We start from the raw sequence: 20,683 nt of genomic DNA on the forward strand, positions 1-20,683 counted from the left end.
TTCCGGATAGATGGGTTACACTTTCGGCCCTTTGCAAGGAGAGCAAGGTGCCTTGGAAGGAGTGTAACGTCATGGAAGAGCGGCTGAAGTTCGTCGCCCGGCTGCTGGACGGTGAGAAGATGGCCGTGCTTTGCCGAGAGTTCGATATCTCGCGCAAGACCGGCTACAAGATCCTCGCGCGCTACAACGATAGCGGCCTGGAGGGGCTGACGGATCGATCGCGTCGGCCCTATCGCCACGCCAATCAGCTTCCGTTTCAAATCGAGAAGCTGATTGTGCGCCTCAAGCAAGACAAGCCGACATGGGGCGCGCCGAAGATACGCGAGCGGCTGGCCCGGCTGTATCCGGATGTGCACCGGCCGGCGATCTCGACGGTGCACGCCGTGCTCGATCGCCACGGCCTGGTCGAGCACCGCAAGCGCAGGCGAAACCGGGCGACGGGGACACCGCTTTCAAACGGCTGTCGCCCCAACGATCTGTGGTGTGCCGACTACAAGGGCGAGTTCATGCTCGCCGATCGGCGCTATTGCTATCCGTTGACGATCACCGACTTTGCCAGCCGCTATCTCATCGCCTGCGAGGCGCTCTCGACCACCAAGGAAGCCTGTGCCTTCACCGTGTTCGAAAGCGTTTTCAAAGAGTTCGGCCTCCCCAGCGCGATCAGGACCGACAATGGCGTTCCCTTCGCCAGCCCCAATGCGCTGTTCAACCTCAGCAAGCTGTCGGTCTGGTGGCTGCGCCTGGGCATCGACATCGAGCGCATCAAGCCGGGCTGCCCGCAGCAGAACGGGCGTCATGAGCGCATGCACCTCACCCTGAAGAAGGAAACCACCAAACCGGCTGGTGCCAATTTCCTTCAACAGCAGGCCAGGTTCGATGACTTCATCGATGAGTTCAACTCAGAACGCCCGCACCAGGCGCTCGACATGGACTACCCGGCGGAGCGCTACGCGCCCTCAACGCGTCCCTATGCCGGCCTACCAGACCTCGACTATCCGTTTCACGACAAGGCCGTCACCGTCACCACCTGCGGCCGCATCTGCTATAACAGAAAGAAGATCAACCTCAGCCTTGTCTTTGCCGGCCAGATCGTCGGCATCAAACAGGTCGAGGACCATATCTGGCTGGCTAGCTTCATGGACTACGATTTGGGATATTTCGATGATGAGACATGCAGGCTCGAACCACTCCAAAACCCCTTCGGGCCAAAAGTGTTATCCATGTCTCCGGTATAAACCGTAACCTATGTGTCCGGAACGGACCAGAGTGAAGCTGGCTGGGGAACCTGGATCCGAACCAGGACTAACGGAGTCAGAGTCCGTGGGTCTACCGTTAACCTATTCCCCAGCAGGCGAGGTCATAAACCGCGCGGGCCTAGCGGGCGAACCGCTGTGAGCGCTGCCTTGTAGCCGCCAGCAGAAAATAGTCAAGCCTGCCGGTGTTTCAATTGTGATGTTTCGGCGCGGCTTTTCAATTGCCTGTCCGCCCGAACTGCGAGCGCTCGAAGTAGAGCACGATGCCCAGGCCCAGAAACAGCGGGACGATGAGATAAAACAGCCGGAATACCAGCAGGGCCGCCAGCACGCCCACGGGGTCCATGTCGGAGAGCCCGGCCAGGAACACCACCTCGAACACGCCCAGCCCACCCGGCGCGTGCGAGATCTGCGCGATCGAGAAGGAGACGAGGAACACGCCGAGCACCACGAAATAGCCGGGGTTATGGGTCCCGGGGAGGGCAAAGAAGATGATCGCGGCTGCCGCCAGGAGTTCGATCGGGCCGATCAGTAATTGTCGCGCCACGATCGGCAGGGCCGGATAGTGAATCTGAAAGCTGCCGATCTTCAGCGGCCGCAGATGCAGCCAGCTGCCGAAGATATAGGCGGCGACGACGGCAAGCATGACGATGCCCGCAGCCCGCGACAGGCCGTGATGGGCTATGCCGGAGAAGCGGTCGGTGATCTGCGGTTCGAGCACCAGAACGAGGCCGGAGGCAAGTACCGTCGACAGCACGAAGGTAATCCAGCAGATCGCCACCAGCACGCCGACGTCCTGTCCGCTCAATCCCCTCGTGCCATAGGCGCGATAACGGATGACGGCGCCCGAAAACACCGAGCCGCCGATATTGTGCGACAGCGCGTAGGTGGTGAAGGAGCACAGCGTGACGAACAGCCACGACACGCGTTTGCCGATATGCAGGAGCGCGATGTGGTCGTAGCCGGCGAGCGAGGCATAGGCGACAACCGAGCTCAGCCCCGCGAGGATCCAGCCGCGGGCCGGGATCGCCGCAATACCGTCCCAGACATCATCCAGCGAAATGCCGCGCAATTCGTGCCAGAGCAGCAGGAGCGAGAAAATCACCGCCCCGACGCCGACGACCGGCCAGAAATAGCGTCTCCAGTTCATTGCCTGACTGCCATGCGTTGCGGGCCCGTTGCCTTCGCTGTCATCGCGGGAAAGCGGTCAGCGATTCCGATCGCTCTGCCCCCTCCATTTCAGAGATGCCTCATCGAAGCCGGCTATTCAACCGCCGGGCCTTGCCGCTATGGCAAGCCGCAATCGTAATCGTCGTTGAGAGGCGGAAAATCGACAGCCGAGCGGGAATATCGGCCCGGCCATGCGACCGTCCCCACACGCATTTGTGCTGAAAGTCGCTGTTTACCCCCACTTTGCGCAAGACGCGGCAGCGGGCGGTTTGCGGACAGCCCGGCAAAATTCGTGCCACGCGGCACTTGGTGATCCGGGCCGGCGCTGTTAGTCTGGCGGCAACTTGAAACAAAGAAGCGCCTGCTGCGTCCGTTCGCCGGTTCGCGCGGCGCCGGAAGGAACGACAGTGGAAGACCGCGACACCGGCGCCGGCGCGCCGGAGGTGGGCGCGTCCAGCGCTTCCCCGGGGCCGGCAGGCCTGGGGACCGCCAAATGGCAGCAACGCCGCCCGACGGAGCCACGCTCCGCCGACGGGCAGGCGAGCGACGCAAACCACCATCAAAAGGGCAAGGCCAAGAAAAGGCGCAAACGCCGGCGCGGGCGCAAGGTTTTTGCGCGCGACGATATCCGTCCCGCGGCGAATGGGGCGCCGGCGCCACGCGCCGCCGCGGCTGGCGCGGCGCTTGCAGGCATAGCCACACCGCCCATCGCGGTGGCTCGGCCAGAACCGGGGGCCCGTCGCCCGACGATGCCGGAATTGCCGGTATTTGCCGCGCTCGATCTCGGCACCAACAATTGCCGGCTGCTGGTCGCCGTGCCGGCGCGTCATGGCCAGTTTCGTGTCATCGACGCCTTTTCGCGCATCGTGCGATTGGGCGAGGGGCTCACGACCAGCGGCCGCCTCGGCCAACCGGCGATGGACCGCGCGGTCGAGGCCCTGAAGGTCTGCGGCGAGAAACTGCGCAACCGCAAGATCAGGAAGGCGCGGCTGATCGCCACCGAAGCCTGCCGCTCGGCGGCGAACGGCGTCGAGTTCCTGGAGCGCGTCGAGCGCGAGGCTGGCCTCAAGCTCGAAATCATCGACCGACAGACCGAAGCCCGGCTCGCGGTGTCCGGCTGCGGTTCGCTGGTCGAGCGCGACACGCAGGGCGTCGTGCTGTTCGACATCGGCGGCGGCTCCTCCGAGATCGCGCTGATCGATCTCACCGGCCGCCGCTCGCCGCGGCTCGCCAACCATATCGTGTCGTGGACGTCGCTGCCGGTCGGCGTCGTCTCGCTGGCCGAGCGCTTCGGCGGCCGCACGGTGACGCGCGAGATTTTTGGCGCCATGGTCGACGACGTGGCCGCCCGGCTCGCCGCCTTCGACGGCCGTGATCGGCTGGCTCACCTCAAGGCCAGCCCGAAATTCCATCTGCTGGGCACTTCCGGAACGGTGACGACGCTGGCCGGCGTCCATCTCGATCTCGACCGCTACGACCGCCGCCGCGTCGACGGCCTGTGGATGGACAGGGACAGCGTCGACCGCATGGTTGAAAAGCTGGTCGGCTGGGATTTCCAGCAGCGTGTCGCCAATCCCTGCATCGGCGCCGACCGCGCCGACCTGGTGCTGGCCGGCTGCGCCATCCTGGAAGCGATCCGGGCCGTGTGGCCATCGGAGCGGCTGCGCGTCGCCGACCGCGGCCTGCGCGAGGGCATCTTGAGCGAGCTGATGGCCGATGACGGCGTCTGGCGCAACGATGGGCGCGGCAGAGCATGATCCCCAACCGCAGGACCGCGTCAGCGAAAAGTGGCGACCGGTTTTCGCGGACAAACGCCTCCGTTTGTCCAGAAGTCACGCTCGGGCAAGCTGGCGCAAGTGTTGCTCCGGTGAGCAGTCGCCCCCGCTCCGTCGAGCTTCGCTCGACACCTCTCCCCGATCGACGGGGGAGAGGAATGGCGCGAGCTAGCCAATCTTGGCGCCCTTCCTCTCCCTCCGGAGGGGGGAGGTGGCGCTGCGAAGCAGCGACGGAGTGGGGGAAGCCGTTTGCCAAACGCGCTGCCGCCGAAAAACGGCCACAACCCGGCAAGCGAGAAAACTTGGACAAGAAGTCAACCAATGACCAAGAAACCGGAAAAGCCGGGCTCGGCCGGCATTCGCGTGCTGAAGACGCGGATCAAGAAGAAAAGCGGGCTGAAGGAATCGTCGCGCCGCTGGCTGCAGCGCCACATCAACGATCCCTACGTCCAGCGCTCCAAGGCTGACGGCTACCGCTCGCGCGCGGCCTACAAGCTGATCGAGATCGACGACAAGCACCATCTGCTGAAACCCGGCATGAAGGTGATCGACCTTGGTGCGGCCCCCGGCGGCTGGTGCCAGGTCGCGGCCGCGCGGACCAAATCGACCGCGGAAAATCCGCATGTCGTAGGCATCGACTATCTGGAGATGGACGCGGTGCCCGGCGCGCCGGTGCTGTTGATGGATTTCCTCGATCCCGAGGCGCCGCCGAAGCTGGCCGAGGCGCTTGGCGGCGATCCCGATGTCGTGCTGTCCGACATGGCGGCGCCCACCACCGGCCACAAGCGGACCGACCACATCCGCACCATGCATCTGTGCGAGGTGGCCGCCGATTTCGCGCTGTCGGTGCTGAAGCCGGGCGGCCACTTCCTGGCCAAGACGTTCCAGGGCGGCGCCGAAAACGAGCTGCTCTCGATGCTGAAGAAGAATTTCCGGTCCGTCCACCACGTCAAGCCGCCTGCGTCGCGCGATGAGTCGGTGGAGCTGTATCTACTGGCGAAGGATTTCAAAGGGCGAGAATCCGGTCCGCCATCAGGCGGATCGGAACGTCCAGTGGATGTCTCGAAGAACTTGAGCGCACGGAGCCATGGCGAAGGGCCGGCGGACGGCGACGGCTGAACCGTCTCACTCCCCCGGCGACCTCACCGGTTCCAGCGGCTTGGGCATGGTCAGGCGGCCGTGGCCCGATACGGCGTTGCCGGCATCGGGCGCCAGCCGCATGAACGACAGCGATGCGGCGGCGGAAATTGCCGCGACGATGAAGAAGGCGGTATGGAAGTCCGGCAATGTCAACGGGCCGCCGTGGATAGCCGTCGATACTTCCAGGATGCCGCCGGCAACCGCCACGCCCAGCGCGATCGACAGTTGCTGGAACACGGCGGCGATCGGTGTTGCCTTGCTCGTGTCCTCGGCTGAAACCTCGGCGTAGGCGAGGGCGTTGATGCCGGTAAAGAACATCGAGCGGATGAAGCCGCCCACCAGCAGCATGGCCAGCATCAAGAGATAGGGCGTATCGGGCGTGAACAGGCCGTTGACGGCGATCGACGCGGCGGCCACCAGCGAGCCGACGATCAGCACGCGACGAAAGCCGACGACGCGGAAGATCAGCGCTGTGACGAATTTCATGCCGATGGCGCCGATCGCGGAGACGAAGGTAATCATGCCGGACTGGAACGGCGTCAGCCCGAAACCGATCTGGAACATCAGCGGCAGCAGGAACGGCACGGCGCCGATGCCGATGCGGAAAAGTCCGCCGCCAAGCACGGAGGAGCGGAATACCTGGTTGCGGAACAAGTCGAGCGCCAGCAGGGGGTTCCTGGCACGGCGCGCATGCATGAGGTAGAGAGCGCCCGACACCAGCCCGACGCCCACGGTGATGAAGCCGGTCGCCGGCGGCAGATAGGGCAAGCTGATCACTGACAGGCCGAACACGACGCCGGACGCCGCCAGCCCGCTCAGCACGAAGCCGACGAAATCGAGCGGCGGCGTCTCCATCGATCTCGGTTTCCGGCAGGAAGCGGGTGGCCAGCCAGATGCCGATCAGGCCGATCGGCACATTGATCAGGAAGATCCAGTGCCAGGTGAAGTAGGTGGTGATGAAGCCGCCGATCGGCGGTCCGACCAGCGGGCCCACCAATGCCGGCACGGTCAGCCAGGACATCGCCGCGACAAGTTCGCTCTTGGGCGTGGCGCGCACCAGCACCAGGCGCCCGACCGGCGTCATCATGGCGCCGCCTATGCCTTGCAGGAAGCGCGACACCACGAAGGCCGGCAGCGAGCCCGAAACGGCGCAGGCGACCGAACCGACGATGAACACCGCGATCGCGGCGCGGAAAACGTTCTTGGCGCCGAAGCGATCCGCCATCCAGCCGCTGATGGGAATGAAGATCGCCAGCGACACAAGATAGGAGGTCAACGCCAGCTTGAGCGCGATCGGGCTGGTGTGGATGTCGAGGGCGATCGCCGGCAGCGATGTGGCGATGACGGTCGAATCCATGTTTTCCATGAAAAGAGCGACCGCCAATATGAGCGGAATGGTTCGGTTCAAAGGAACGCGTCCGGGCTTGATTCCAGATGTTGCCGACCGGGAGTTTGCCGGCAGGCAGGGCGGTTATCACGGCTGGACACCAATGTCGTGTTAAATTGCTGTCACTTTTATGCGACCGCAACCTCCGGTGGCGGCTGCGATACGCGATTGCTTGCAAAAAGCGGACACTATCCCTATTGTAGTGAAAATAACTACAGGACGTTATGATCATGGAAGAGGCCGTTTCGGCAGCCGATGCCAATCGCAGATTTTCTCGCATCCTGCGTGAGGTACGCGAGGGCCAGAGCTACCTCGTGACAAGCCATGGTCGGCCGGTGGCACGGATCGTGCCTGCGGAGAGGCACGAGGGTGTGGCCTCCCGCTCGCGCGCGGCATTGCTGTCGCGACTCGAACGGCAGCCGGTTGCCGATGCAGGACGCTGGACCCGCGATGAGCTCTACGAGGATGACCTGTGAGGGTCGCGCTCGACACCAACATTCTTGCCTACGCAGAGGGCGTTAACAACGTAGCCAAACGCGACCACGTTCTCGGACTGCTGCGCAAGGTTCCACAAGACGCTGCCATTGTTCCGGTCCAGGTGCTGGGTGAACTGTTCAAGGTCCTTGTCCGCGAGGCTGGAAGGTCGCCCAAGGAGGCTCGGGATGCGCTGCTTAGCTGGCGCGACGCGTTCCCGGTTGCCGGGACGACGCCGGAGGTGATGACGATGGCTGTCGATCTTGCGGCGGACCATCGCTTCGGCATCTGGGATGCCGTCATTCTTTCGGCTGCATCCCAAACGGGTTGCCGGCTGCTTCTGTCGGAAGACCTGCAGGACGGCTTCACCTGGGGCGGTGTAACCGTCGTCAACCCCTTTGCATCGCCGCGTCACGCTTTGCTGGATGCTTTCCTTGGTTCGCAATAGAAGCTGAAGCGTCCGCAACGATCGGCTTTTCTTCCGTGCCGGGACGTGGTACCAGCCACCGCCAATCCTGAAAGGGAAGAAGAGAGTCGCGCTGTCCATCCCGGTCCAGCGCTTTTCCCGCATTCAAAGGGCTGGCCATGGCAAAAATCATCGAAACGTCCACCGGCGCGCTGGCGCTGACCTTTGACGACGTGCTTTTGCAGCCCGGCCATTCCGAAGTCATGCCCGGCCAGACCGACATCCGCACCCGGATTGCCGGCGACATCGACCTCAACGTGCCGATCCTGTCGGCGGCCATGGATACCGTCACGGAGGCAAGGCTTGCCATCGCCATGGCGCAGGCCGGCGGCATCGGCGTCATCCACCGCAATTTCTCGCCGGCCGAGCAGGCCGAGCAGGTGCGGCAGGTGAAGAAATTCGAATCCGGCATGGTGGTCAACCCGGTCACCATCGGTCCCGACGCGACGCTGGCCGACGCGTTGTCGCTGATGCGCACCTACTCGATCTCGGGTATTCCGGTTGTCGAGAATGGCGGCTCCGGCGGGCACAAGAGCGGACGGCTGGTCGGCATCCTGACCAATCGCGACGTGCGCTTCGCCTCCGATCCGGCGCAGAAAGTCTATGAATTGATGACCCGTGAGAACCTGATCACGGTCAAGGAGAATGTCGACCAGGACGAGGCCAAGCGGCTTCTGCATCAGCACCGCATCGAAAAGCTCGTCGTCGTCGACAAGCAGGGCAATTGCGTCGGCCTGATCACCGTCAAGGACATCGAGAAATCGCAGCTCAACCCGCACGCCACCAAGGACGCGCAGGGGCGTCTGCGCGCCGCGGCCGCCACCAGCGTCGGCGACGACGGTTTCGAGCGCGCCGAGCGCCTGATCGAGGCGGGCGTCGACCTTCTGGTCATCGACACCGCGCACGGCCATTCGCAGCGTGTCCTCGATGCCGTCACGCGGGCGAAAAAACTCTCCAATTCGGTGCGCATCCTGGCCGGCAACGTTGCCACCGCCGAGGGCACCCAGGCGCTGATCGATGCCGGCGCCGATGCCGTCAAGGTCGGCATCGGCCCCGGCTCCATCTGCACCACCCGCATCGTCGCCGGCGTCGGCGTGCCGCAGCTGTCGGCCATCATGTCGGCGGTGGAGACTGCGCACAAATCGGGCGCCTCGGTGATCGCCGATGGCGGCATCAAATATTCCGGCGATCTGGCCAAGGCGCTTGCCGCCGGCGCCAGTGCCGCCATGATCGGCTCGCTGCTTGCCGGCACCGACGAAAGCCCGGGCGAGGTCTATCTGCACCAGGGCCGCTCCTTCAAGGCCTATCGCGGCATGGGTTCGGTCGGCGCCATGGCGCGCGGCTCGGCCGACCGATACTTCCAGGCGGAGGTTCGCGACACGCTGAAACTGGTGCCGGAAGGCATCGAGGGGCAGGTCCCCTACAAAGGACCTGTGTCTGGCGTGCTGCACCAGCTTGCAGGCGGCCTGAAAGCCGCTATGGGTTATGTTGGTGGCCGCGACCTTGCCGATTTCCGCGAACGCGCCACCTTTGTGCGCATATCCAACGCCGGACTTCGTGAAAGCCACGCCCATGACGTCACGATCACCCGCGAAAGCCCCAACTATCCCGGCGGAGCCTGATCGGCCCGACCAGTACACGTTCTGGCGCAATCTGGCCGCGACTATCTTGCGGCTATCGCGCCACGCTGCCGCCCTTTGCACCGCATCGGTGGCGGTTTTCATCGCCATGACGCTCATGGAGTTCTTCTATTTCCGCCAGTTGAGTGGCGGTTTGCCGTCGCTCGACATGCGCGTTTTTGGCTTCACGCCGGATGAAGGCATGGCCTGGCTGACGGCGCTCGGCCGGCGCGGCGGCGAGATCATCCTGGTCTGGCACTATCTGACCTTCGATCTTCTGTTCCCCGCGCTGTTGTCGGTGACGCTGGTCAGCCTGATCCTGGCAGCGGGAAGGCGGTTGAGGAATTTCCGCGTGCTTCCGGGCCAGATGCAATCGATCTTCGCACTGATCCTGGTGCTGCCCTACACGATCGCCAACTACGCCCAGAACATCGCCGTGGCCCGCCTTCTGTCGGATTTCCTGTCGGCCAATCCCGATTCCCTGGGTCTCGCCTCGGCGCTGATCGTCACCAAATTCGCGCTGCTCGCAATTCCGGTGATCGTCATCGCCGTCTTCTGGCTGGCGGGTCAGAAACAGAATTGATCTGACCCGGCACCGGGCGGGGAGGGTTCATGAACCAGACATCGATTTTCTGGCCTGTTCTGGCGCACGTGTTGCTGGTCTACATCGTCTATGGCGCCATGGCCCGGCGCAGGTATGTCGCCATCCAATCGGGCGAAGCCAAAGTCAGCCAGTACAAGGCGCGCTCGACCGAGCCGGCCTCCTGCGTGACAGTTGCCAGCAACCTCAGCAACCAGTTCGAACTGCCGGTGCTTTTCTATGTGCTGTGCCTGATGTTGCACCTGACCAACGGCGTCAACTATCTGACCTTGGCCCTGATGTGGATCTTTGTCGGGACCCGCTATTTTCATGCCTGGGTTCACCTGACCAGCAACAATCTGCTCCTGCGCAGCCGGTCTTTCTCCCTGGGGGCAGTGATTCTTTTGCTGGGCTGGATCTGGCTCGCGCTGCACCTGCTCCGGGTGGTTTGAGCAGTACTCCCCTTCGTTGGGGCGCTCCGCCTACAAATCGAACACCGCTATTTTGCGCTTGTCGAACTTGATGCCGATCTCGCCGCGCACCAGCTTCAGCGCCGCCTCGCCGAAAACGGCGCGGCGCCAGCCCTGCAGCGCCGGCACGTCGGCGGCTTCGCCTTCGGCAGCGATGCGGTCGATGTCGTCGCTGGAAGCCAGGACCTTCGATGCGACGCCTTGCTTTTCGGCCACGATCCTGAGCAGCACCTTCAACAGCTCCGCGGCGGCGCTCGATCCCTCGGGCGGCTGAAAACTCTTTGGCAGCTTCGGCAATTGCTCCTTGGGCAGAGCTAGTGCGGTGTTGACCGCGCCAAGCAGCGCCGCCGCGGTCGAGGAGCGCTCCCAGCCCTTCGGTATCGTGCGCAGCTTGGCCAGCGCGGCCGCGTCGCGCGGCGCCTGCTGCGCCACCTCGTAGATGGCGTCGTCCTTGAGCACGCGGCCGCGGGGTACGTCGCGTTCGCGCGCCTCGCGCTCGCGCCATGCCGCCACGGCCTGCACGATCGCCAGCTCCTGCGGCTTGCGCAGCCGCATCTTCAGCCGCTTCCAGGCATCCTCGGGGTGCGGATCGTAGGTTTCGCGCGAGGTCAGGACGTCCATCTCCTCGTTCAGCCAGTGGGCGCGGTTCTCCCGCTCCAGTTCGGCGCTGAGATGCTGGTAGACCTCGATAAGGTGGGTGACGTCGGCAAGCGCATAGTCGAGCTGCTTTTCGGACAGCGGCCGGTGGCGCCAGTCGGTGAAGCGCGAGGACTTGTCGAGCCGCGCGCCGGTCACGCGCTGCACGAGCTGATCGTAGGAAACGCTGTCGCCGAACCCGCAGACCATCGCCGCAACCTGGGTATCGAACACCGGATGGGGAACGAGATCGCCCAGATGGACGATGATTTCGATGTCCTGCCGCGCGGCATGGAAGACTTTGACGACAGATTCATTGGCCATCAGCCTGAAAAACGGCTTCAGGTCGATGTCTGGCGACAGCGGATCGATCAGCGCCGTTATTCCGGGCGCCGCCATCTGGATCAGGCACAGGATCGGCCAGAAGGTCGTTTCCCGGATGAATTCGGTGTCGACGGTGACGAAATCCGATTTTTCGAAAGCGGCGAGAACGGTCTCGAGTTCTTTTTGGGTGGTGATGACGTGCATCAAATCGCTTTTGGCAGGAGTAGGGTCTTCCTAGATTTCAGCCGGGAAGGCTTTCGTCAAGCGTTGGCGCTCGCATCACGGCCCGTCCGGATCGCCGTTTCTTCTCGCCAGCCGGGCGAAAACCGTCGAGGTGCGCAACAGCGCGGTGAAGCGGCTGCGCTTGCCAGCCGGCACGCCCGATCGTGCCCGCATCCGATAGAGGATGACGGCGATGAAGATTGCATAGACCAGCGCGCTGAACACGAACAGCGCGCTTGGGCCAAAATACTGCATCGCCGTCGATGCGGCGAAAGGGCCGCCAATGGCGCCGAAGGAATAAAACAGCATCAAGGCGGCGTTGATCAGAACGAACTCGCCCGCGCCGGCGCGGTCGTTGGAGTGCGCCGCCGACAGCGAGTAGAGCGGCATGGCGAAACAGCCGAAGATGAAGATGATGAGGAAGTTGAGAAACGGGTCGGCTCCCGCCACGAACGCAAGCGCCAGCGCTGCCAGCATGGCGCAGCATGTCGTCGCCAGCAGCACCGAGCGCCGGTCCCAGCGATCGGAGAGATAGCCTAGCGGGTATTGGATGAGTGCGCCGCCGAAGATACCGACGCTGACGAAGGTGACGACATCGGCGACAGACATGCCGATCTGCTCGGCATAGACCGGCGACAGCGTGCGGAACGCGCTGTTGGTGACGCCGACGGCGATGCAGCCGAAACAGCCGAGCGGCGAGATGCGCCAGACCCGCGCCAGGTCGAGCTTGACGTCTTCCGGCGGCGTCGGGTTGGAGCGATCGCCCAGCGATACCGGCACCAGCGACAGCGTGATCATCATCGACATGATGGCGAATATGGCGAAGCCGCCCGCTCCGAAGATCGGGATGAGGAACTGCGCGCCGGTGACCGAGCCGATGTCGACCATGCGGTAGATGGCAAGCACGCGGGCGCGGTCCTTGTTGCTGACCCCGGAGTTGAGCCAGGCCTCCATCACCGTGAACAGGCCGGCGAAGCAGAAACCGCCGGCAAAACGCACCGCGCACCACATCACCGGGTCGATGACCAGAACCAGGAGCAATGTGCCGGCCGAGGCGGCCGCGGCCAGCGCCGAGAAGGTCCTGACATGGCCGACCGCCTTCAGGATGCGGGTGACGGCCAGGCAGCCGAGCAGGAAGCCGGCGAAATAGAACGTGCCCATCAGGCCGATGTCGGAAGCCGAAAAACCTTCCTGCGCGCCGCGCAGCGCGATCAGCGTGCTTTGCAGCCCATTGCCGCCGAGCAGGATGCCTGCGGCGATGAGGAGCGGGATCAGCGGACGGATGGAGGACATTAAGAGGCGATCACATGTCTGTGATCCCTTCTTGAACCATCGCTTCTGTCAATACCAGCGGCAATTCCCCGCGCCAACAGGATGTGTCCGCCTTTCCGTTCAAGGAAGTCGGCGCCTGCCTCCTCGACGTCCCACGGCGAACCGCCCGGCTGCTCCCGACGCGATGGCTATTCCCGCGAGGACAGCGATGAGCCCGACAATTAGGTTTGCATTGATTTGCTCACCGAGAAAGACGGCGCCGAAGATCGATGCCGTCACGGGGTTCACGGCAACTGAAACGGCAACCAGCGTTGGCGGCGCACGTTCAAGCGCGAACGCCCAGAGGAAGAAGATCAGGGCGCCGCAAATTACGGCCAGGTATCCGCTGGCAACCCATTGCGACGCCTCAAGCGCGGCAAGTCGCGTCAGGCCTCCAGTCAAAGTCGACAGCGCCAACAGGCAGGCCGTGCCGACGGCCATGCCAAACGCGGCGAATGATGTCGGCGCGCAGCGGGTGAGAAAGGGTCGCGACCAGACATTGTAGAGCGCCATGCAGAATGCCGCCGCGATCATCAGGAGGTCTCCGCGCCAGGCGCCCTGGGGAGCTGTCGTCAGGCTGCTGCCAAGCGCGACAGCCACTCCGGCCATCGCGACCAGGACGCCGACGATCTTGCGCGTCGTCGGCGGTTCGATCCCCAGAACCGCGCCTGCGAGCATTGTGAGCACAGGCAGCGTCGAAAGCGCCAGAGCTCCTCGCGCCGCCGTCGTGTAGACAAGGGCTCCGTTGAAGAGCACCGGGAATAGGCCGAAGAACAGCAGGCCCAATGCGGCGGCGCCCGGCCAATCGCTTTTCGCAGGCCACTTGTCCCGCCGCAGAAGCGCTACGGCGGCGAGCACTAGAAAACCACCCCCGAACCGGATCGCGCCGATGGTGAGCGGATCCAGCGAACGCGCGAGATAGCGCGTTGCACCGACAGCGGTGCCGCCAAAGGCGCTGGAGAGAATCGCCGCGAGCACGCCTCCAGTTTCCATCGCTTCCCCTCTGCCAGTTCGGAGTCCAGCGGTATCGGGCAAACCGGGTAAAAGGAATCGAATAAATGCAATGAGCTTGATAAGCTTGCGCAATGAGCAGTCGGAGTCTCGATCCGGAATTGTTGCGGACTTTCGTCGTCGTTGCCGAGCGGCTCTCTTTCACGCGAGCCGCCGAGCAGCTCAATCGAACGCAAGCCACCGTCAGCTTGCAGGTGAAGCGCCTTGAAGAGCGCCTCGACATTTCGCTGTTCCGTCGATCGACGGCCCATGTCGAGCTTACGGCCGCCGGCGAGGGGTTTCTGATCGACGCACGCCGCATTCTTGCACTTAACGAGCAGGCGATTGCCCGTGTCTCCAACCAACGGGTAGCGGGACGCATCCGGATAGGCGTCATGGAGGACTACGGCACCAAGATCCTGCCACGCCTCCTCGCCGATATCGCCGTGCGATTTCCGCTCATGCAGGTCGAAATGGAGATCGGCCTCACGGCGCGGCTGCTGAAACGGCTCGGCTCATCATTTGACGCGGTCATCGCCATGCATCCGGAAGGTGTGGCCGAGGGCGATCTGATATGCCGCGAAAGAGCGATATGGGCGGCGGCGAGGACCCACTCTGTCGAAGAACTCGATCCGCTGCCCGTCGCGTTGTCGGACCCCGATTGCTTGTTTCGCGCATGGGCGATTGACGCGCTCGACAGAGCGGGCCGGCCGTGGCGACTGGCCTATGTCAGCCCGAGCCTTGCCGCGACGGAGGCGATCGTCGAGCAGGGCCTTGCGGTTACCGTGGTCAAGGGCAGCATGCTCGCGCCCGGCCTGCGCGATGTCCATCCTGGCCCTTATGTGCCGCCGCTGTCCGGGGCGGAGATCCGCCTTCATCGGGCCACAACGTCTTCCGCAAGCGCCGCATTGGTCGTCGATCACCTCGCGCATCGCCTGCGGCTGTCAAGCCTTGGTTCATAGGGCGACCTGCGCGCCGGCGAATGCTCCGAAAGAACCCGTCAACCCGGGTTCGTTGCCCTGGCCCTCCGCCCACTCGCCTTGACAAACCGGGCCTCCCATGCGCTTTTCGCGCAAATTTTTCAGGCCGGGCCGCGATGCTTCGGCCGGCAACCCAACATCCCGGACTTTTGCCCATGACAATGCACCGTTACCGCAGCCATACCTGTGCCCAGTTGAGAAAGAGCGACGTCGGCGCTTCCGTTCGCCTGTCGGGCTGGGTGCATCGCGTGCGCGACCATGGCGGCCTGCTATTCATCGACCTGCGCGACCACTATGGCCTGACCCAAATCGTCGCCGATCCCGATTCGCCGGCCTTCAAGATCGCCGAAACAGTGCGCGGCGAATGGGTGATCCGCGTCGACGGCGAGGTCAAGGCGCGCCTGCCTGAAACCACCAATGCCAACCTGCCGACCGGCGAGATCGAGATTTTCGCGCGCGAGATCGAAGTGCTTTCGGCGGCCAAGGAATTGCCGCTGCCGGTCTTCGGCGAGCCGGACTATCCCGAGGACATCAGGCTGAAATACCGCTTCCTCGACCTGCGCCGCGAGACGCTGCACAGGAACATCGTGGCGCGCACGAAGATCATCGCCGAGATGCGCAAGCGCATGGGCGAGGTCGGCTTCACCGAATTCTCGACGCCGATCCTCACCGCATCGTCGCCCGAAGGCGCGCGCGACTTCCTGGTGCCGTCACGCATTCACCCCGGCACTTTCTATGCGCTGCCGCAGGCGCCGCAGCAATACAAGCAGCTGATCATGGTCTCGGGTTTCGATCGTTATTTCCAGATTGCCCCCTGCTTCCGCGACGAGGATCCGCGCGCCGACCGCCTGCCCGGCGAATTCTACCAGCTCGACCTCGAAATGAGCTTTGTCGAGCAGGATGACGTGCTCTCCACCATGGCGCCGGTGATGACATCGGTCTTCGAGGCCTTTGCCAACGGCAAGCCCGTCACGAAGGACTGGCCGCGCATCCCCTATGATGTTGCGATGCGCAAATACGGTACCGACAAGCCGGATCTGCGCAACCCGATCGAGATGCAGGCGGTCTCCGACCATTTTCGTGATTCCGGCTTCAAGGTCTTCGCCAACATCCTGGCCAACGATCCCAAGGCCGAGGTCTGGGCCATTCCGGCCAGGACCGGCGGCAGCCGTGCCTTCTGCGACCGCATGAACAGCTGGGCGCAAGGCGAGGGGCAGCCCGGATTGGGCTACATCTTCTGGCGCAAGGAAGGCGAGAAAATCGAAGGCGCGGGTCCGCTTGCCAAGAACATCGGCGAGGAGCGCACCGAGGCGATCCGTCTTCAACTGGGCCTTGCCGATGGCGACGCCGCCTTCTTCGTCGCCGGCGATCCCAAGAAATTCGTCTCCTTCGCGGGCGCTGCGCGCACCCGCGCCGGCGAGGAACTGAACCTTGTCGACCGCGACCGTTTCGAGCTGTGCTGGATCGTCGACTTTCCGTTCTTCGAGTGGAACGAGGACGAGAAGAAGATCGATTTCGCCCACAATCCGTTTTCGATGCCGCAGGGCGGCATCGACGCCCTCAACAACCAGGAGCCGCTCGGCATCAAGGCATTCCAGTACGACGCCGTGTGCAACGGCTTCGAGATTGCCTCGGGCGGCATCCGCAACCATTTGCCCGAAACCATGGTCAGGGCCTTCGAGATGGTCGGACTGGATCGCCAGACCGTCGAGGAGCGCTTTGGCGGCCTTTACCGTGCGTTTCAGTACGGCGCCCCGCCGCACGGCGGAGCGGCATTCGGCATCGACCGCGTCGTGATGTTGCTGGTGGGCGCCAAGAACCTGCGCGAGATCACCATGTTCCCGATGAACCAGCAGGCTTACGACCTGTTGATGAATGCGCCGTCGGAAGCCACGCCGCAGCAGCTTCGCGACTTGTCGCTGCGTGTCGCACCGATCAAGAAAGAGGCATGATGGCGCTTCGGACGGCGCTTTAAAGAAGCCTCCGAAGTGACTCGTTCGATTGAGAATCGCAGACAAAAGCCCGGCATCGCTGCCGGGCTTTTCGTATCTTGAAGCAAGTCGAGGTCGCTTCGATCAGTCTTCGTTGGCCTTGACGGTGACGCCGAGCGTCTTCGGCAGGTCGGTCGGATTGGACATGGCGCCCGCCATGATCAGTGCGAACGGCACCGACGCCGGCGGCTTAGCCGAGATTTCGAGGCTCTTCGGATCGTCGAGATATTTGCCGACCGCCGCCGTTACCTGCGCCGTCAGCTCCGGATTGTTGAGCTGCGCCATGCCGAACGGCACGATCGCCTTGGCCTGGTTGGCGATATCCTTGCCCGACATGCCTTGCTGCTTGCCGACATAGTCCAGCACCTTGCCCGTCAGCAGATCGTCGTCGAAACGGATCGAGGCGCTGTTGAAGGAAAGCTGCTGCAACAGGCCGAGCATGGCCATGCCTTGCGCCGAGTTGTCGGCCCCTTCGGGCTGCGCGGCCATCTTCTTCTGCATTTCCTGCAGCGACTTGATGAAGTCGAGCGTGTAGCCGCCGAGATCGAAGGTCATGCCGAGCGTGCCGGCATTCTCGACCGAAATGTTGTATTTCGACAGCTCCATCTTGCCGTCCGTGGGCTGCCAGGTGCCGGCCATCTCGAAATTGCCCGCAATGTTCTGGTAGCCGAGTGCGTTGATGACTTCCTTCGATGTGGGATCCTCGACCAGCGTCAGGTCGGCATTGAACTTCTCGGTGGTGCCGGTGAATTTCATCGCTTGGCCGTCGGCCGGCGGCGTGATTTCGATGGCAAGCCCGTCCATCGAGAAAGCGGCCTTGTCGGCGATCTTGACCCTCATGTTCGAGAGTTCGGCGGACTTGTACATCATCAGCGAGCCCAGCGGGCCGCTGGCGCCGCTGGCCGGAACCATCATGTCGTGGATGACGAGGGGGCTTAAATTGAGGGTGACGCCGTCCTTGCTATGTTCGAATGCCGAGGTCGACACGGTTGCGATATCATAGCCGCCATTGGCTTCGGTCACGCCTTCGAGTTTGACGTCGCCGATCGCAAGGGCCTCTTTTTCCGCGCCCGGTTTGATGGATACGCCCTGCAACACCATGCTGGCGTTGTCGCCGGTCACGCCGGTCCAGGAAATATCGACGCCCTGCGCGGCAAGCGCCGTCTTCAGCCGGTCGGCGACCGCGGTGTCCTGGGCGAGCGCCGCGTTCAGCGGCAATGTGAGCAAGAAGGTCGAAAAGAGGAATTTCCTGAGAGTCGAGCGTTTGATTGTCATCGCGAATGCCCCTGAGAGTGTCCTGAAAATTATTTTTCAATTTTTGGCGCCATCACCCTTCAGTGACGAACTGGACGGGAAAAAGGCGCATCCCGCCACAATGGTCAAAAATCGCGGCGAAAGGCAAACCCGATCCGAACACCCTGGAGACCGGGCCGCCGAGCGTCGTCGCGCTTCGCAATAGAGACGGCATGTAACAGATTGATGTTGGCTGGCGGGCTTGCCTCGCGGCTCGTGTTGCAGGGCAGGCCATGCTCCCGCTTTAGGACTTGCCCTCTTGCCGCGAATCACCCGCTCGGCTAGTTCCAGCCCATGGGAAAAAGGCTTTTGCCGCCTGACAATGGTGGCGGCGATCATATCGAACCGGTGGACCTGAAGAAGGCGCTGGAGGAGCGCTATCTTGCCTATGCGCTGTCGACCATCATGCACCGGGCGCTGCCCGATGTCCGCGACGGGCTGAAGCCGGTCCATCGCCGCATCATGCACGCCATGCGCCTGCTGCGCCTCAACCCCGACCAAGGCTTCGCCAAATGCGCTCGTATCGTCGGCGAGGTGATGGGCAAGTTCCACCCGCATGGCGACCAGTCGATCTACGATGCGCTGGTGCGGCTGGCGCAGGATTTCTCGATGCGCTACCCCTTGGTCGACGGCCAGGGCAATTTCGGCAACATTGACGGCGATAACGCCGCCGCCATGCGCTACACCGAAGCGCGCATGACCGATGTGGCGACCGAGCTGCTCGCGGGCATCACCGAGGATGCTGTCGACTACCGGCCGACCTACAATGAGGAGGACGAGGAGCCGGTGGTGCTCCCGGGCGCCTTCCCCAACCTGCTGGCCAACGGCTCGTCCGGCATCGCGGTCGGCATGGCGACATCGATCCCGCCGCACAACGCGGCGGAACTTTGCGACGCCGCCCTTCACCTGATCGAGCATCGGGACGCGCCGGTGGCCAAGCTGATGGATTTCGTCCAGGGCCCGGATTTCCCGACCGGCGGCATCATCGTCGACAGCCGCGCCTCCATCCTCGAAGCCTATGAAACCGGCCGTGGCGGCTTTCGCGTGCGGGCAAAATGGAGTCAGGAAGACCAGGGCAGGGGCACCTGGAGCATCGTCGTCACCGAAATCCCCTATGCCGTGCAGAAGGCGCGGCTGATCGAAAAGATCGCCGAGCTCCTGATGGCGCGCAAATTGCCGCTGCTCGAGGACATCAGAGACGAGAGCGCCGAGGACATCCGCGTCGTGCTGGTGCCCAAGAGCCGTTCCGTCGATCCCGGCATCCTGATGGAATCGCTGTTCAAGCTCACCGAGCTTGAAAGCCGTTTCCCGCTCAACATGAACGTGCTGTCGCGCGGCAAGGTGCCCAATGTCCTGTCGCTGAAGGGCGTGCTGCAGGAATGGCTCGAGCATCGCCGCGACGTGCTGATCCGCCGCTCGAAACATCGCCTCGGCGAGATCGAAAGACGGCTGGAGATCCTTGCCGGCTACCTGATCGCCTATCTCAATATCGACGAGGTGATCAAGATCATCCGCGAGGAGGATGAGCCCAAGCAGGTCATGATGGCCCGCTGGTCGCTCACCGACACCCAGGCCGAAGCCATTCTCAACATGCGCCTGCGCGCCCTGCGCAAGCTGGAAGAATTTGAGATCCGCAAGGAATTCGACGGCCTCACTGCCGAAAAGAAGCAGATCGAGGCGCTGCTTGCGTCCGAAGCCAAGCAATGGGGGACGATCAAGTGGGAGGTTGCGAGCCTGCGGGACAAATTCGGCCCCGAGACCGAGCTCGGTAAGCGCCGCACCCAGTTCGCCGATGCGCCCGAGCATGACCTGACCGACATCGCACATGCCATGATCGAGCGCGAGCCGGTCACCGTGGTGGTTTCGGAAAAGGGCTGGCTGCGTGCGATGAAGGGTCATCTGACCGATCATTCGCAGCTTGCGTTCAAGGAAGGCGACAGCCTGAAACTCGCCTTCCATGCGCAGACGACCGACAAGATCCTGGTGTTCACCACCGGCGGCAAATTTTACACCATCGGCGCCGATCGGCTGCCGGGCGGGCGCGGCCATGGCGAGCCGATCCGCATCATCGTCGACATGGACAATGACCAGGACATCGTCACCGCCTTCGTCCACGATCCGAAGCGCAAGCTGCTGCTGGTCTCGCATGACGCCAACGGTTTCATCGTGCCGGAGGAAGAGGTCGTCGCCAACACCCGCAAGGGCAAGCAGGTGATGAACGTCAAGGCGCCCGACGAAGCCAAGCGCTGCGTGCCGGTCGGCGGCGATCATCTGGCTATCGTCGGCGAGAACCGAAAGATGCTGGTGTTTCCGCTGTCCGACATTCCGGAAATGAGCCGCGGCAAGGGCGTGCGGCTGCAGAAATACAAGGATGGCGGGCTTCTTGATCTCAAGCCATTTACGCTGGAGACCGGTCTTTCCTGGCAGGATTCGGCCGACCGCACCTTTACAAGGTCGCGCGAGGAATTGGCCGAATGGATCGGCGCCCGCGCGTCGGCTGGCCGCATGGTTCCGAAGGGTTTCCCGAGGACCGGGAAATTTGGGTAATCTCCCCCTCGAGGGGGAGATGCCGCCGAAGGCGACAGAGGGGTCGGTTCGACTG

General features: G+C 63.4%; 17 protein-coding genes, 1 tRNA gene and 1 pseudogene. 12 read left to right on the top strand and 7 right to left on the bottom strand.

Going from position 1 to position 20,683, the window contains the following annotated elements; all coding sequences use genetic code 11:
- The first annotated feature begins 47 nt into the window (after positions 1–47).
- Entirely contained in the window at positions 48–1,235 is a 1,188-nt protein-coding gene (locus tag ACIU1A_RS08405; protein ID WP_404927067.1) for an IS481 family transposase, read from the top strand.
- A 38-nt stretch (positions 1,236–1,273) separates the two neighbouring features.
- On the opposite strand, the gene ACIU1A_RS08410 is transcribed toward ACIU1A_RS08405, so the two are convergent.
- Together ACIU1A_RS08410 and ACIU1A_RS08415 are read right to left on the bottom strand one after the other, a co-directional pair.
- A tRNA-Gln gene (locus ACIU1A_RS08410) sits at positions 1,274–1,347 on the bottom strand.
- Between the two features lie 123 nt (positions 1,348–1,470).
- Positions 1,471–2,403: a lysylphosphatidylglycerol synthase domain-containing protein gene (locus tag ACIU1A_RS08415; protein WP_404927068.1), complete on the bottom strand. Its 933-nt coding sequence runs from the start codon at positions 2,401–2,403 to the stop codon at positions 1,471–1,473.
- Between the two features lie 427 nt (positions 2,404–2,830).
- On the opposite strand from ACIU1A_RS08415, the gene ACIU1A_RS08420 reads away from it, so the two are divergent.
- Positions 2,831–4,180, top strand: coding sequence for a Ppx/GppA phosphatase family protein (locus ACIU1A_RS08420; RefSeq protein ID WP_404927069.1), 1,350 nt, complete (start codon positions 2,831–2,833; stop codon positions 4,178–4,180).
- 339 nt (positions 4,181–4,519) lie between these two features.
- Entirely contained in the window at positions 4,520–5,317 is a 798-nt protein-coding gene (locus tag ACIU1A_RS08425; RefSeq protein WP_404927070.1) for an RlmE family RNA methyltransferase, read from the top strand.
- A 6-nt stretch (positions 5,318–5,323) separates the two neighbouring features.
- Here the strand turns inward: ACIU1A_RS08425 and ACIU1A_RS08430 are convergent.
- Positions 5,324–6,704, bottom strand: a pseudogene (locus ACIU1A_RS08430) (MFS transporter).
- On the opposite strand from ACIU1A_RS08430, the gene ACIU1A_RS08435 reads away from it, so the two are divergent.
- The 6 genes from ACIU1A_RS08435 to ACIU1A_RS08460 all read left to right on the top strand — a co-directional run bounded on the left by ACIU1A_RS08435 (position 6,622) and on the right by ACIU1A_RS08460 (position 10,316).
- Positions 6,622–6,840 (top strand): hypothetical protein, encoded by a 219-nt coding sequence (locus ACIU1A_RS08435; RefSeq protein ID WP_404928104.1) that lies wholly within the window; start codon positions 6,622–6,624, stop codon positions 6,838–6,840. The pseudogene ACIU1A_RS08430 and the gene ACIU1A_RS08435 sit on opposite strands and share 83 nt — an antisense overlap.
- A 115-nt stretch (positions 6,841–6,955) precedes the next feature.
- Positions 6,956–7,201, top strand: coding sequence for a type II toxin-antitoxin system Phd/YefM family antitoxin (locus ACIU1A_RS08440; protein ID WP_140494118.1), 246 nt, complete (start codon positions 6,956–6,958; stop codon positions 7,199–7,201).
- Positions 7,198–7,647: a PIN domain-containing protein gene (locus ACIU1A_RS08445; protein ID WP_404927071.1), complete on the top strand. Its 450-nt coding sequence runs from the start codon at positions 7,198–7,200 to the stop codon at positions 7,645–7,647. The genes ACIU1A_RS08440 and ACIU1A_RS08445 overlap by 4 nt, the downstream gene beginning before the upstream one ends.
- Before the next feature lie 137 nt (positions 7,648–7,784).
- The gene (gene guaB, locus ACIU1A_RS08450) at positions 7,785–9,287 is read left to right on the top strand and encodes an IMP dehydrogenase (RefSeq protein ID WP_140494114.1); all 1,503 of its coding nucleotides are present in this window, start codon (positions 7,785–7,787) and stop codon (positions 9,285–9,287) included.
- Between the two features lie 106 nt (positions 9,288–9,393).
- Positions 9,394–9,867, top strand: coding sequence for a hypothetical protein (locus tag ACIU1A_RS08455; RefSeq protein ID WP_404927886.1), 474 nt, complete (start codon positions 9,394–9,396; stop codon positions 9,865–9,867).
- 29 nt (positions 9,868–9,896) lie between these two features.
- Positions 9,897–10,316, top strand: coding sequence for an MAPEG family protein (locus tag ACIU1A_RS08460; protein ID WP_404927072.1), 420 nt, complete (start codon positions 9,897–9,899; stop codon positions 10,314–10,316).
- A 30-nt stretch (positions 10,317–10,346) separates the two neighbouring features.
- Here the strand turns inward: ACIU1A_RS08460 and rnd are convergent, their stop codons facing one another.
- The 3 genes from rnd to ACIU1A_RS08475 all read right to left on the bottom strand — a co-directional run bounded on the left by rnd (position 10,347) and on the right by ACIU1A_RS08475 (position 13,913).
- The gene (rnd, locus tag ACIU1A_RS08465) at positions 10,347–11,498 is read right to left on the bottom strand and encodes a ribonuclease D (protein WP_140494108.1); all 1,152 of its coding nucleotides are present in this window, start codon (positions 11,496–11,498) and stop codon (positions 10,347–10,349) included.
- A gap of 75 nt (positions 11,499–11,573) precedes the next feature.
- Positions 11,574–12,809 carry an MFS transporter gene (locus ACIU1A_RS08470; protein ID WP_404927073.1) on the bottom strand — a complete coding sequence of 412 codons (1,236 nt, stop codon included), beginning with the start codon at positions 12,807–12,809 and terminating at the stop codon, positions 11,574–11,576.
- A gap of 99 nt (positions 12,810–12,908) precedes the next feature.
- A complete protein-coding gene (locus ACIU1A_RS08475; RefSeq protein WP_318012625.1) occupies positions 12,909–13,913 on the bottom strand; it encodes a DMT family transporter in 1,005 nt (334 codons plus the stop codon).
- On the opposite strand from ACIU1A_RS08475, the gene ACIU1A_RS08480 reads away from it, so the two are divergent.
- Positions 13,913–14,779 carry a LysR family transcriptional regulator gene (locus ACIU1A_RS08480; protein WP_404927074.1) on the top strand — a complete coding sequence of 289 codons (867 nt, stop codon included), beginning with the start codon at positions 13,913–13,915 and terminating at the stop codon, positions 14,777–14,779. The genes ACIU1A_RS08475 and ACIU1A_RS08480 overlap by 1 nt on opposite strands.
- 179 nt (positions 14,780–14,958) lie before the next feature.
- Positions 14,959–16,749, top strand: coding sequence for an aspartate--tRNA ligase (gene aspS, locus ACIU1A_RS08485; RefSeq protein WP_404927887.1), 1,791 nt, complete (start codon positions 14,959–14,961; stop codon positions 16,747–16,749).
- A 123-nt stretch (positions 16,750–16,872) separates the two neighbouring features.
- On the opposite strand, the gene ACIU1A_RS08490 is transcribed toward aspS, so the two are convergent.
- Positions 16,873–18,063, bottom strand: coding sequence for a hypothetical protein (locus ACIU1A_RS08490; protein WP_404927075.1), 1,191 nt, complete (start codon positions 18,061–18,063; stop codon positions 16,873–16,875).
- Positions 18,064–18,375: 312 nt separating this feature from the next.
- Between ACIU1A_RS08490 and parC the strand changes: the two genes are divergently transcribed.
- Entirely contained in the window at positions 18,376–20,628 is a 2,253-nt protein-coding gene (gene parC, locus ACIU1A_RS08495; protein ID WP_404927076.1) for a DNA topoisomerase IV subunit A, read from the top strand.
- The last annotated feature ends 55 nt before the right edge of the window (positions 20,629–20,683 follow it).

The organism is Mesorhizobium maamorense (assembly GCF_044998965.1).
GTDB lineage: Bacteria > Pseudomonadota > Alphaproteobacteria > Rhizobiales > Rhizobiaceae > Mesorhizobium.

Bases quoted from the DNA above. Each gene is read 5' to 3' on its own strand.
- ACIU1A_RS08425 (WP_404927070.1), top strand. From the start codon at position 4,520: ATGACCAAGAAACCGGAAAAGCCGGGCTCGGCCGGCATTCGCGTGCTG.
- rnd (WP_140494108.1), bottom strand. From the start codon at position 11,498: ATGCACGTCATCACCACCCAAAAAGAACTCGAGACCGTTCTCGCCGCT.
- ACIU1A_RS08490 (WP_404927075.1), bottom strand. From the start codon at position 18,063: ATGACAATCAAACGCTCGACTCTCAGGAAATTCCTCTTTTCGACCTTC.
- aspS (WP_404927887.1), top strand. From the start codon at position 14,959: ATGCACCGTTACCGCAGCCATACCTGTGCCCAGTTGAGAAAGAGCGAC.
- ACIU1A_RS08415 (WP_404927068.1), bottom strand. From the start codon at position 2,403: ATGAACTGGAGACGCTATTTCTGGCCGGTCGTCGGCGTCGGGGCGGTG.
- parC (WP_404927076.1), top strand. From the start codon at position 18,376: ATGGGAAAAAGGCTTTTGCCGCCTGACAATGGTGGCGGCGATCATATC.
- guaB (WP_140494114.1), top strand. From the start codon at position 7,785: ATGGCAAAAATCATCGAAACGTCCACCGGCGCGCTGGCGCTGACCTTT.
- ACIU1A_RS08480 (WP_404927074.1), top strand. From the start codon at position 13,913: ATGAGCAGTCGGAGTCTCGATCCGGAATTGTTGCGGACTTTCGTCGTC.
- ACIU1A_RS08455 (WP_404927886.1), top strand. From the start codon at position 9,394: ATGACGCTCATGGAGTTCTTCTATTTCCGCCAGTTGAGTGGCGGTTTG.
- ACIU1A_RS08470 (WP_404927073.1), bottom strand. From the start codon at position 12,809: ATGTCCTCCATCCGTCCGCTGATCCCGCTCCTCATCGCCGCAGGCATC.
- ACIU1A_RS08460 (WP_404927072.1), top strand. From the start codon at position 9,897: ATGAACCAGACATCGATTTTCTGGCCTGTTCTGGCGCACGTGTTGCTG.
- ACIU1A_RS08440 (WP_140494118.1), top strand. From the start codon at position 6,956: ATGGAAGAGGCCGTTTCGGCAGCCGATGCCAATCGCAGATTTTCTCGC.